The sequence below is a fragment of the Alkaliphilus hydrothermalis genome, assembly GCF_016908555.1.
GTDB classification, from domain to species: domain Bacteria; phylum Bacillota; class Clostridia; order Peptostreptococcales; family Natronincolaceae; genus Alkaliphilus; species Alkaliphilus hydrothermalis.
On the sequence record NZ_JAFBEE010000001.1, the window covers coordinates 330,334 to 343,446 of the forward strand.

Here is a 13,113-nt window from a genome sequence, read left to right on the forward strand (position 1 = left end):
CCTACCACCACGAATACAAGTAATTTATAAAAATACCTGTTGGTAAAATGACCAATGTGTTCACCCACGAAATCATAAAAGAGGCCACTGTAAGTATTGCAATCACTAACGTTACCTCCATTCTCCCATAACGTTTTACAAAGTTAAAGTATCCATAAGTGCTATCATATTCCTCATCTAGGATGTCATCTATCAATTGTAGAATGGTAACGATAAAAAAACTTTGAAAGAAGACACCAAAGGGAATTAGTATTAAATTCAACGCCACAACCACCAACGTCTCCTGATAGGACTTTAATTTCAACGGCAACCTCTGTTGAGGAATATGAAACATCCCAAGAATGTATGCTGAGGAAAACAGACCGAAGCTATAATTCGTGTCTAGCACCATGGCTAGGGCAAGGAAAAAAAGACTATAAGGTAGCTTGAAGCGTTGTAAATCCCTTAGTAGTTGGGATTCTGGTAGCCCCCTCAGAGCTTCATCCTGATCCACTTCATCATCCAATAGTTTGATGACTACCCCCATTAATAGAACTGCAAAATATCGCTTAAATATTTCTACCCACAAACATCTTCACCTCTTTAAATCCTGCCTGAGTCACCGCCGAGACAGGTATAATGTATGTATCAGGATAACGCCTTTGTAGCTGGTTTAGTCCCTCCTTACTTTCCTCTAGATCCATTTTGTTGGCTAAAATACAATATCCTCCCCTTTTTCTTCCATACTGATTTAACTGGTCATCAATATGGCTAATAGAATTTATTTGATTGCTGGAAACATTGGAGGTATCCATCACATGCAGTAGTATTTTTGCCTGCTCCATACTCTGTAGGGACATGGCCATAGATTTACGGACATGGGGGTCCTTATGGATTCCATCCATCAGTCCACCCGTGTCCAAGAGCTTCAGCTCTTGAGTTCCCTTATACACAGGGATTGTCAAATGAATCTCACAGACATCCTTTGTCTTAAAAGGGGAACTGCTGATAAAATATTTCCTTGCTATGTCCATTCCATAGGCTTGCCTTTGAATCCCTCCATCAACTCCTCGAAATAAAAGCTGACATTTAGACACCCCTAGATAGGAGGCAAAGCTTAGGAAAAACGAAGTCTTTCCAACATTGGGTTTTCCCATCAGTATGCAACTTTCCATTCTATCGCCATCCTTTCCTATTTGAAATCCTCCCTCATCAATGTCATGAGGTCATCCCTAGTACATTTGCTTTTATCCTTTAATCTAACAGCATGGCGACGAATGGCCCCTTCTATAAGATTCCGTACTAGACGGGCATTGCCTGAATGTACCCCTTCTCGAATTCGTTTTTGAGAGAGGATTTGATAGAGTTTTGCCCTTGCAGAAAGGGACAGTGTGTATTCCCGTTCCGATACCATCGAGTCAGCAATTTCCACAAGTTCCTCAATAGAATAATCCTCAAATTCCATGTGGATCGGGAATCTGGATCTCAGACCAGGGTTAATTTTTAAAAAATTCTCCATCTCCTCTTGATATCCAGCCAGTATCAGTACAAGATTGTTCTTGTGGTCCTCCATAGCCTTTACCAGTGCATCTATTGCCTCCTTACCGAAATCCTTTTCTCCACCACGGGCTAGGGAATAGGCCTCATCTATGAAGAGAATTCCCCCAAGGGCGTGCTTTACCTGCTCCCGTACCCTCAGGGCTGTGTGGCCAATATATTCCCCCACTAAATCCGCCCGCTCCACCTCTATCATATGTCCACTGGACAGGACTCCCTTGGCCCTAAAGACTCTCCCCATCAAACGAGCCACTGTTGTCTTTCCTGTCCCTGGGTTTCCCTTAAAGATCATATGAAGGACTAGACTATCAGCGTTTAACCCCTCAGCCTTTCTTTTTCTTTGGATATCTGTATATGCCAATATTTCCTCCACTAAGGACTTGACCTTTTCCAGACCGATCAGAGCCTCAAGGGAAATTAGAATCTCCTCTATGGACTCCTCGTTGGATTTAGTATCTTTACTCTCCCCTTGTAAATCCTTAGATTGAAGAATCAAGTAATCAAAGAATTCATTAGTAGAGATATTCCCCTTCTCAAAGGAATTGTACTTCCCTTTAACGTCTTCATTCTTGCAGTAATTGTTGTTATTGATACTATCAATTTTTTTCGTCATTTCTGGATCACCTCAAAATCGTTGCTATTCTATCATATTCATCAATAGCCCAAAAAAATGATAAAACCGCCTTAATATTAAAGCGGTTTTAAATCATGGGGTGAATCCTATTTTATTACATTTACCTTATTCTATATATTTTAACTAATTGATTAAGCTTACAAATTATACTTGAGTCTTTGCAGCCTGTACTAAATTCACTGGATTGGATGGGGAAATAGTAGATACTGCGTGCTTGTAAATCATTTGCTGTTTACCTTCAGAATCTAAAACAATTGTATAGTTGTCAAATCCCTTAACATATCCTTTTAATTGGAATCCATTAACTAAGTATATGGTGATCTGAATGTTTTCCCTCCTAACTTGGTTCAAGAAAACATCCTGTAAATTGATATTATTTTTCATCCTTTAGCCTCCTTCATATTTTTCATCTTATGTCATAACAACTAATTCTAGACAAATTTAAAAAATCCTTCAACCTCTTCAACAATCTGTTGAAATAATTTATCTTTAGAAGAATACTCCGATAAGTTAAACCATTTTAACATATCATACCGTCTGAACCACGTCAACTGCCTTTTGGCGTAACGTCTTGTATCCCGCTTCAAAATATCTAGGGCTGTATCTAAATCATATCTTCCCTTTAAGTAGCCGATGATCTCCTTGTAGCCAAGCCCCTTAAAAGCCACTAAATCTTCCGGGTATCCCATATCCAACAATTTTTGAACTTCTTCAATCAAACCTGCCTTTACCATGATATCTACCCGTAGATTCACCCTGTTGTATAGCTCTTCTCGATCCCTAGTTAAGCCCAACATAAAGGAGTTATATTCAGGATTCAGTTTCACATCAGTACTAAAATCCCCCATTGGCTCGCCACCCTCTTGGTTTACCTCAATGGCGCGGATAACCCTTTTGACGTTGTTAGGATGAATCCTTTCCGCTGCCTTTGGGTCCATTTGCTTCAGCTTGTGATGGAGATACTCATTTCCATGGAGATATGCTTCCTCTTCTAGTTCTTTCCTAAGCTCCCAGTTGGAAATGGTGCTGGTGAAATCCATCTCATATAATAGGGAATTGATATATAGACCAGTTCCACCGGCAATGATGGGGAGTTTCCCTCTGCTGATGATATCATCTATGGCTTCCCTTGCTTTCTTTTGAAACTCTGCTACAGAAAACTCCTCATCTGGATCTACAAAATCCATTAAATAATGGGGAATTCCCTCTCTTTCTTCTACTGTAGGCTTTGCAGTACCAATATCCATATGGCGATAAATTTGCATAGAATCTGCATTAATTACCTCTCCATCCATCGTCTTTGCTAAATGGATTGCTGTATCGGTTTTTCCTACTGCTGTTGGCCCTACGACAAATAATAGATTCTTTTTCAAGGGTTCCTCTCCCTCCTATTGAATACGTTTAAAATATTTTTCGATCTCGTATTGTGTTAATGATAAGACAATGGGGCGACCATGGGGGCAAGTAAGGGGCGGTTCGAGTTTTCTTAGCTCCCTCAATAGCTCATCTATCTCCCTTTGATCCAGTTGATCCTTCCCTCTTATGGCCTCTTTACAAGACTTTTGAATAACCTTCTCTTGAAAAGGAATTTTCCGATCATAGCCATTTTTGATATCATCAATGGTCTCTATTAAAAAATTAAAATCTCTAGGAATCCCCAATACCATTGGAACACCTCTTATTATAATGCTATTTTGTCCAAAATCCTCGATATCAAATCCAAGCCGATTGAAATCTTCTATGTGTTGGTAAAATACGTCAAAATCCTCCGCCGATAGCTGAATCACCTCAGGCTGTAGCAGTTGTTGGGAAACGATTTTTTCCTCAAGGTACTCCTTCATCAATCGATTATATACCAATCGTTCATGGGCAGCGTGCTGGTCGATTAAATACATGGAGGAATCCTTCTCCAATATGATGTAAGTATTGAAAAGCTGACCAATGATCTTTTGATGATTTAAAAGACTAGCTAAGAAGCTTTCCTGTATCTCTTCGTCTTCTGCTACCTCTGTTGGCATAATAGATTGCTCTTCCTCCATTACCAATTGCTCCAGTATAGAGGGATTCGACTTTTCTGATAGGAGAGCCTGACCTTGATTTTGAACATTTGAATCTCCAGCTTGATAGGTATTAGTATCTGCAATGGAGGTGGTTTTATCCTCAGTAGGGTGAGAATATTCCTTTAACATTGATATATCAATTGGTGTTTCAGATGCGTTATTTTCCCTACTAGAATTAGAGGAATCCAATATTGAATCCTTTCGATCATTCATAGATGAATAATTTTTACGGTTGTTTTGAGTCTCGTTGAAGGTTTTTTTCAATCCATCCCTATCTTTAGGATTCTCTTCTAGGTTATTCGATATGGATGTCTTAGGTTGACCCTTAGCTCTCCAAGTGGCATTTAAAACATCCGTAGCCTTTGATATCTCAGGAGATTTATCAGAGTCCTTTGTTTTAACAGAACCCTTAGAGCCATGAAACAACTGTGGTTTGAATTGTTCTAGAGATTTGGACGGTTCTGTAATATTGTATGTAGATGGTGCTGTTGCTTTAGGTAGTGTCTTAATCTCAAGCTTTGGTATCAACATCCTTTTATCTAAAGCCGTCTTTACACCCCTATAAATCTCTTGATAGACCGCATCCTCATTGTGGAATTTCACCTCTGTCTTAGTAGGATGCACATTGACATCAATGGTCTTGGGATCAATTTCCAAACTCAACATGCATACGGGATATTTATTAATGGGTAATCGTTCCTTATAGGCATTTTCAATGGCTTGGAAAATTAGTTTATTCTTCACAAAACGGCCATTGATAAAGGTAATCTCATAACTACGATTTCCCCTTGCATAGCTGGGTTGACTAATGAAACCATCAATCTTCACTGCTTCCATTTCTCCCCTGATAGGAATGAGATTTTTAAAGGTGGTACGGTCAAATACCGATAAAATCACTTGAGACAAATCACCATTCCCAGGGGTGGTAAACATAATATTGTTATTGTTAATATATTTAAAGGATACATCGGGCTTACTTAGAGCTAGACGGGTGATGATTTCACTAATCTTGGTGGTTTCCCCCCCAGTACTTTTCATGAATTTCATACGGGCAGGGGTATTAAAGAAGATATTCTTAACCATAATCGTCGTACCAGTGGGGCAACCCACCTGCTTTTTGTGGAGGATCTTTCCACCTGCCACTTCTATATTGATGCCATGGGGCTGGTCAGCTGGCCGGGTAATCATCTCTACCTGTGCTACGGAGGCAATACTTGCAAGAGCCTCCCCCCTAAATCCTAGGGAAAGGATACTCTCCAAATCCTCCAGCTGGGTAATCTTTGATGTGGCATGTCTAAGGAAGGCCGTCTCCACCTGAGATTCGGGAATCCCGATTCCGTTGTCGGTAATCCGAATCAGCTTCTTTCCACCCTCCTTGATTTCAAGAACAATGGAGGTGGACTTTGCATCAATGGAGTTCTCCACCAATTCCTTTACAACTGAAAAGGGGCCCTCCACCACTTCACCTGCCGCTATTTTATTTATGGTCAATTCGTCTAAGACTCGAATCATTTTTACTTACCTCCCTGTGGAAGCTCCGTCGCCTTCTTTTGAAGCTTTGCCAAAAGGTTGAGGGCTTCGATAGGTGTTGTGTTTAATAAATTAATCTCCTTCAACTCCTGTAATAGGGCATCCTGTAGCATCCCTGCAAAATCCATCTGCTGAGGGGCAACTGCTGGTGGGGCTTCCTTTATTATGGTCGCCTCCTTTATCGTAGGGGGTTCTTCCACTTGTATAGGTACTTCCACTGCAGGGGCGATTTCCTCCTTCACTAAGGCGTTGGCCTCAATCTCCACCTTTGCAATGTCATTTTCTTCCAACTGGCGCAGGATATCCTTTGCCCTTTCTATGACATCCAGAGGTAGTCCTGCCAATCGAGCTACTTGTATACCGTAACTCTTGTCGGCACTTCCCTCGACTACCTTTCTTAGGAAGATGATGTTTTCCCCCTCTTCCTTTACGGATATTCGATAGTTCTTCACCCCGTCGATTTTACCCTCCAGCTCCGTTAATTCATGATAATGGGTGGAGAATAGGGTCTGGGACTTGACATTGTGGCTGATGTATTCCACCACGGACCATGCGATACTTAGTCCATCAAAGGTACTTGTTCCTCTACCAATCTCGTCTAGGATTAATAAACTGTTGGCTGTGGCAGAGTTTAGGATATTAGCCATCTCACTCATTTCCACCATGAAGGTACTTTGTCCTTGGGATAGGTCATCACTGGCACCAACCCTAGTAAAGATACGATCTACGATCCCTATGGTGGCTTCTGATGCAGGGATAAATGAACCGATTTGAGCCATTAGCACAATCACTGCCACCTGTCGCATATAGGTGGATTTACCCGCCATGTTGGGTCCAGTGATGATGGAAATTTGATGATTTTTGTGATCCAGCCTGGTGTCATTAGTGATGAACATTTCGTTATCCAACATTTTTTCAACCACAGGATGACGACCATCCTTGATATTGATTTTTCCTTCTTGGTTGACGGTGGGCTTGATATATTGATTCTCCGCCGCCACCTCTGCTAAGGAATAGATGGTGTCCAGCTCTGCTATGGCAGAAGCCGTCTTTTGAATCCTTTGGACATCTTTTGCGATTTGATCCCTCACCTCTAGGAATAACTGATGCTCTAGGGCAACTACCTTTTCCTCTGCCCCTAGTATCTTGGACTCCATTTCCTTTAGCTCTGGTGTGATGTAACGTTCACAGTTGGCAAGGGTTTGCTTTCTTTGGTAGCTTTCTGGTACTAGCTTTAGGTTGGATTTCGTCACCTCTAGGTAGTAGCCAAAGACCTTGTTAAAGCCTACTTTAAGATTCTTGATACCGGTCTTTTCCTTCTCTTCCCCCTCAAGGGTGGCAATCCATTGCTTACCCTCCATAGAGGCCCATAGAAGCTCATCCACCTCTGGATGAAAACCTTCCTTTATGATGCCCCCTTCTTTAAGGGTGACAGGCGGTTCTTCTACAATTGCTCTTTGAATCAGTTCTCCTATGTCCTCTAGGCAGTCGATTCTATCGTATAGGGCTTGAATCAGTCCCTTTTTATCTCCCAATAGCTCTTTGATGGCAGGTAGGTGTTGGATGGAGTTGCATAATGCCACTAAATCCCTAGGGTTAGCCGAACCGTAGGAGATTCTTGCTGCCAATCTTTCTAGGTCGTAGATACTTTTTAAGTAATCCTTTAAGTCCTGTCGTAATAACAAATCCTCCAATAGGGCCTGTACTGCATCCAATCGTTGGTTGATCTTAACAGAGTTTAATAGAGGTTCTTCCACCCATTTTCTTAGCATCCTCCCCCCCATAGCTGTTTGGGTCTTGTCTAGTACCCATAGGAGGGAACCTTTTTTACTTCTGCTACGGATGGTCTCCGTCAGCTCTAGATTGTTCCTAGTAGTCAAGTCCATCACCATTGTCTCACTGACATGGTAGACGTTGATCTTGTTGATGTGGCTTAAGAAACGCTTTTGGGTGGTGCTTAAGTAATCGATTAGCCCACCAGTAGCATTTACCCCTAAATGATCTCCGTGGAAGCCTAGCCCATCCAATGCCATGACATTGAATTGATTCTTTAACTGTCCTGTGGCATAGTCTATCCCGTAGCACCAATGGGGTTGGGGGTGGATGACTAGGTTGAATTTCTTGTCTAGGGCAAGGCCTGCAATGTCTTCTACTTTTTCTGGGTCAATATAGTAGATGATTTCCTTTGGTTGTACTTTTCCGATCTCGTCCAATAACTTTAATCTTAGGGATAGGCTCGTCCCTTTTATTTCTGTTGTAAATAACTCTCCTGTGGAGATATCTACATAGGCTAGTCCCCAGCCTTCTCCCTCACCATATAGGGACATGAGGTAGTTGTTTCTCTTTTCGTCCAATAGGGAGGTATCCATGATGGTCCCTGGAGTGATGATCCTCACCACGTCCCTTTTGACGATTCCCACTGCTTGGGAGGCATCCTCCACTTGGTCACATATGGCAACTTTGTAGCCTTTTGCAATTAATCTATCTATATAGCTATCTACAGAATGATGGGGTACACCACACATAGGGGCCCGCTCCTCTAGTCCGCAGTCTCTTGCTGTAAGGGTGATCTCTAGCTCTCTAGCCGCCGTTAGGGCATCTTCAAAGAATAACTCATAAAAATCCCCTAGGCGGAATAATAACAGGGTATCCTGATATTTATTTTTGATGTCCATATATTGCTGCATCATGGGGGTTAGTTTTTTCAAAATCCCCACCTCCTTTTACTGTGTCTATCGGCATAAGATTATTATAGCAAATATAGAGGAGGTTGAGTAGGTTGGAGGGAGGTTTTAGTTGGATAAAAGGAAAAAAGAAAAACTCCCTGTGGGGGAGTTGGGTTAAAAATGCACTAGGCATTATAGGACTCATGACATCAGCAGGAATACTGAATTTGAGTGTTATACGCCACATTTACTTAATCTCTATTTCTATGTTGTAGCTTATTGGTATCTCAACGATTCTATCTAGATAATTTAATTTACCAAATTCAATATGACTCTCACTTAATTTCCAGTCATTTATCTTTTCTAGGGTATTTTTAAATTTTTCAATCTCTATATCTAGTTCTGTTTCTGCATTTATATTTATTATATCAATCAATTTCATGCCATGCTTATAAATCCATGGTAATAATTCTTGAACTGCAATTCCTTCTTGATTTCTCTTTTCTAAGGATAGTATTACGATGACTTTCTTCCCATTTAGTTCGCCTCGCTCTAAGCAATAAAAAGTTTCGATAAATAACTTTCCTATTCCAGACAGACCACCATAATAGATTGGAATACCTAGTATAATTACATCAGATTGAACGACTAGATCAATATTTTTTTTATTTTCTGGATTTATGCAGATACCAGTATCCTTGCAATTATTGTACCCACTACAAAATATATTTAGTTTCTCTGCTTCTGATAGATCAAGTAAATATGTGTTTTTGTTATCTGGCAATTTTGAGAGAAATGTTCTTATGAATTTTTTTGATTTTGACTCTTTATTCATTGATGTTGAAATAAATAAGATTTTATTCATTGAATTCCTCCATCTGTGTTTTAGTAAATTGGATTATCGCTTTAGCTTTACTGTCGGCAGTAGAGGGACTGCACCAAGGACTTTCACCTTACAAGTAATGCTAAGTTTTGCTTGGTGCACTAACTTTTCGCGAATGGATGACATGTACATCTCTTTGCACTGTCCATGTTGATCATACGCTGCTAGCCTATGTTATTAATCATCAGCTCACGATGGCGCTTGATATCTTGAAGTATCTTATAAACAGCAATACACTTACCTGTCAACCTCCAACAGTCATAAACAAATTCAAGTAAATACATTTCTTCAACATTACTGCCATTTTCCTCTTGAAATGTAATCATATGCTCAAAAGGCTTATACTCCCAGCTATTTTTCTCAAACTTTTCCCTTCAAATTTCCTCAAATTTCTGATACGATGTATTTGATCCATTGTTAGCATCTCCTTATTCTCCTTTTCAGTTTGGTCACTAAAAAGGATATTATATTTACGGGGTGCTTGCAATGGATTTTTTCCATTTTTTGCGTGGTTTTTTAACTTCCGTTCTGCTTGATTTTTATTTTACCAAATACATACATAATTCAAGATTAGAAGTATCTATTTCTAATTCCATTACATATTCTTCATCATAACTAATTTTTCGATACTCTCCTAATGAATAACATGCCCCTTCATAATATCTATAATTTGAAACCATTCCATTCAAATATATATCTTTTGAAGATGTGTTCTCAATAATGCATTTAAACACTTTTGTTTGATTATCATCACTTTCGAATTCTCTTAATTCTCTAACCTTAATATTATAGCCATATTCATGGTTAAAGTTCAATAAAATAACAATCGCTATAAAACTTAAAGTAACTATCAGTAACGATACAACTTTAATTTTAAAATTTACGGGTAAAAACACTAAAATCTCAATTTGTCCATCAACTAAAAAATGTGCAAAAGTAAATATCATTAATATAAAGCTCACTATTAATCCTCTTCTTAGAAGCGATATATTGTTCCATTTTTCTTTTAAGTCAAATTTATCAATGATTTTAAAAAATATATTTATTTTTCCATTATACACCTCACTTAATATTTATATTGTTAACAAAAATATATCAAGGCAAAATTTCTCATAACGTGCAGCATCTACGACGCCCCTGAGCTTACAGGTTTGGTGGAAGGTTAGATAGCTCTTATCTTAGCTTCCATCAAACCGTCTCGGTTAGCGAAGGGGTGTGGGCTTGTCCCTGTCAATGTAGATGCATTGCTATGTGTCGTTGGTCGCCCCACGAAGCCATAGACCGACAAGGATGTCGGTCCCAGAAAACTAAATATTGTTTTGTAGTACTCTAGAGAATTGTATTCATATTGCTTTTCATTTCTTCTAATTGATAAGCTAATTTTGGAACTAATGCAAAGAAGTCCTTAAGTGATTTTTCTATATATTCATCTTCTATTATTTCGTGCAAAAAGTAATGCCACATACCATAAGACCCTCCTACTTCCTTTTCAATTATATGACCTATTTGGGCATTTCCTCTTATTAACTCAGCACAGTTTTCATATAAAGCTAACCTACCTACAATAAATGCATATTCCTTTACATCATCTGGAATTTTGAAGTAATTTAGTAAATTGTTCTGCATTTCTTCACTGTTCTCATCTATAACATAAAGTAATGATATGAATATCCCAATTGCTCTATTTGTAAAATATGAAATCAAGTAGCCTTGTAGCTGATTGTACTGCTCTATCATTTCTTTTATTTCTGTAAATGCCTTTGTATAACTATAGCAACTATTAGGAATAGTTTCTCTATCAGCTATTTTTTCAAGAATTATACTGATTTTTGCTACTATATCTGAATTTCTTATTAGATTTATATTTCTTTCGTTTTGTACTTCATAATATCTTATTGTGAAGTACACAGCTAGCAACGTACCAATACCGCCAATCGCACCACCTATATAGCTCCCCCAAAAACTTAACCATTCAGAATTGCCTAAATCCGAAGGTGTACTGGGAAACGGTAGAAAGAGTGTTATGTTAATTATTACGGGCAATATCAATACCATTAATAGTAAAATACCAATTACATACTTAATATCCTTCACTATAACTCCCCCTAAATTAGTTCTATAATCGAAAAAATACGCGCAGAACGCGCATAGAAAGCGACCAATGTAACACAACTATTAGTATTCCAGACGTTCTCCGAACTGTTTTGTGAGGAAATGTCTTGGAATATAGTGTTATGTGATTGATTTAGATAAAATAGCCTAGTTCATCAACTCCTAGTTAACTCCCGTATACCTTCCCTACTAAACATATTGAATTTAGCTAAACTACAGTGTTCCACTGCAGACTCTTGTATTTTTGAATCTACAAGATATAAGGCTACTGGATTTTATTCCAGTACGTGGAGGCGGGGGGAGTTAATCCCTAACCTCATTAATAGACAAATATGTTTCTATTGAATATATACTATAGGAGTAGATAAGCCTTTACACAGTCCGAAGGACATAGGGAGTAGATAACATTCATCTGCATTACCACCTCTTTCCCCTATATATAGATGTATATAGAAGGGGGTGGGCATGGAACAAATCCTTTTAATACATGTGATTATCTAGTTACCCCCCCTTCGAACTATAATATATACGTAAGACCGTAGTTAGCCTCCTTTTTCTTCATATTAATTAACGAAGGTACTGGAATAGCTATATACAATATTACATTTGTATTACATTTTTTTGAAGTGTGTGCAAATTCATAGGACAGGCTATTTTATCTACTATCATTATACCTTATTTATGATCTGTTATACCATATCTTAGCATTAATTATAATTACTCCCACCACCTTTACAATTTATCTAATGGACTTTGAATATTACTTAAATACTTGTTGCTTACATGGGTGTAAATCTCTGTTGTTTTTGAGCTACTATGCCCTAAGAGGGACTGGATATACCTTATGTCTATGCCCCCTTCTAGTAGATGGGTTGCAAAGGAATGCCTTAGGCTATGGATAGATACATCCTTTTTAATTCCTGCCTTAATACAGGCTGTCTTAAATACCCTTTGGACACTTCTTTCAGTTAGGTGGTTACTTTTAAATTCTCCTTCAAATAACCACTCCTTCGGAGTATACCTACGGTAGTAGTTTCTTAGCACGATTAGTGCCTTCTCTGATAACAATGTATATCTATCCTTCTTCCCTTTAGCTCCTTTCACATGAATTAACATCCTGACTGAATCAATATCTTCTGCCTTTAATCTAACTACTTCACTTACCCTTAATCCTGCGGAGTAGACTAGACATAATATAGCCTTATGCTTATGATTCTCTACTACATTGAGTATCTTCGTAACTTCTTCTTCATTCAATACCTCTGGTAGTTTCTTTTCCTTCTTGGGGCGGGGAATGCCCACCGCCATATCAAATCTCCTTAATACTTGGTTAAATAGGAACTTAATAGAACTAACTGCTGTATTCACATAAGATGAAGAACATTGCCTTTCCTCTAACATATATAGTAGATATTCATTGACATCTTCATTGGTTATTAACCTCACCTCCTTTCCAAAATAACTGATAAACTGCTTAATATGGGATACATAGGCTTCAATAGTATTACTGCTGTATCCCTTAAGTTTCAATACTCTTTCTACTTGTAGATATATTGATTGATTATTCATTATGTATCTTCCTCCTTTAATTTTGGGCATAATAAAGTAGGGTAGCTATTCTCATAGCTACCCCCTTATCAAACCGCACGTGCCCTACTAAGGCATACGGCTTACCAACGTGTTCTAAATGTA

12 protein-coding genes are annotated in these 13,113 nt (G+C 38.7%); all 12 read right to left on the bottom strand.

What is annotated here, in order from left to right:
* Position 1: 1 nt before the first annotated feature.
* Complete coding sequence (locus tag JOC73_RS01720) at positions 2 to 568, bottom strand: hypothetical protein (RefSeq protein ID WP_204400103.1); 567 nt, start codon at positions 566 to 568, stop codon at positions 2 to 4.
* The gene (locus tag JOC73_RS01725; protein WP_204400104.1) at positions 549 to 1,154 is read right to left on the bottom strand and encodes a GTPase; all 606 of its coding nucleotides are present in this window, start codon (positions 1,152 to 1,154) and stop codon (positions 549 to 551) included. The genes JOC73_RS01720 and JOC73_RS01725 overlap by 20 nt, the downstream gene beginning before the upstream one ends.
* Before the next feature lie 17 nt (positions 1,155 to 1,171).
* Complete coding sequence (locus tag JOC73_RS01730; protein ID WP_204400105.1) at positions 1,172 to 2,149, bottom strand: AAA family ATPase; 978 nt, start codon at positions 2,147 to 2,149, stop codon at positions 1,172 to 1,174.
* A gap of 165 nt (positions 2,150 to 2,314) precedes the next feature.
* Positions 2,315 to 2,554 (bottom strand): RNA chaperone Hfq, encoded by a 240-nt coding sequence (gene hfq, locus JOC73_RS01735; protein ID WP_204400106.1) that lies wholly within the window; start codon positions 2,552 to 2,554, stop codon positions 2,315 to 2,317.
* A 47-nt stretch (positions 2,555 to 2,601) separates the two neighbouring features.
* Positions 2,602 to 3,543: a tRNA (adenosine(37)-N6)-dimethylallyltransferase MiaA gene (miaA, locus tag JOC73_RS01740; RefSeq protein WP_204400107.1), complete on the bottom strand. Its 942-nt coding sequence runs from the start codon at positions 3,541 to 3,543 to the stop codon at positions 2,602 to 2,604.
* A 15-nt stretch (positions 3,544 to 3,558) separates the two neighbouring features.
* Positions 3,559 to 5,742 carry a DNA mismatch repair endonuclease MutL gene (gene mutL / locus JOC73_RS01745; RefSeq protein ID WP_204400108.1) on the bottom strand — a complete coding sequence of 728 codons (2,184 nt, stop codon included), beginning with the start codon at positions 5,740 to 5,742 and terminating at the stop codon, positions 3,559 to 3,561.
* Positions 5,743 to 5,744: 2 nt separating this feature from the next.
* Entirely contained in the window at positions 5,745 to 8,468 is a 2,724-nt protein-coding gene (gene mutS, locus JOC73_RS01750) for a DNA mismatch repair protein MutS (RefSeq protein WP_204400109.1), read from the bottom strand.
* Between the two features lie 205 nt (positions 8,469 to 8,673).
* Positions 8,674 to 9,291 (bottom strand): flavodoxin family protein, encoded by a 618-nt coding sequence (locus tag JOC73_RS01755; RefSeq protein ID WP_204400110.1) that lies wholly within the window; start codon positions 9,289 to 9,291, stop codon positions 8,674 to 8,676.
* A 182-nt stretch (positions 9,292 to 9,473) separates the two neighbouring features.
* A complete protein-coding gene (locus JOC73_RS01760; protein ID WP_204400111.1) occupies positions 9,474 to 9,635 on the bottom strand; it encodes a hypothetical protein in 162 nt (53 codons plus the stop codon).
* Between the two features lie 213 nt (positions 9,636 to 9,848).
* Positions 9,849 to 10,370: a hypothetical protein gene (locus tag JOC73_RS01765; RefSeq protein ID WP_204400112.1), complete on the bottom strand. Its 522-nt coding sequence runs from the start codon at positions 10,368 to 10,370 to the stop codon at positions 9,849 to 9,851.
* A gap of 268 nt (positions 10,371 to 10,638) precedes the next feature.
* Positions 10,639 to 11,403: a hypothetical protein gene (locus tag JOC73_RS01770; RefSeq protein WP_204400113.1), complete on the bottom strand. Its 765-nt coding sequence runs from the start codon at positions 11,401 to 11,403 to the stop codon at positions 10,639 to 10,641.
* A 750-nt stretch (positions 11,404 to 12,153) separates the two neighbouring features.
* Positions 12,154 to 12,990 carry a site-specific tyrosine recombinase/integron integrase gene (gene xerA, locus JOC73_RS01775; protein WP_204400114.1) on the bottom strand — a complete coding sequence of 279 codons (837 nt, stop codon included), beginning with the start codon at positions 12,988 to 12,990 and terminating at the stop codon, positions 12,154 to 12,156.
* Positions 12,991 to 13,113 lie beyond the last annotated feature (123 nt).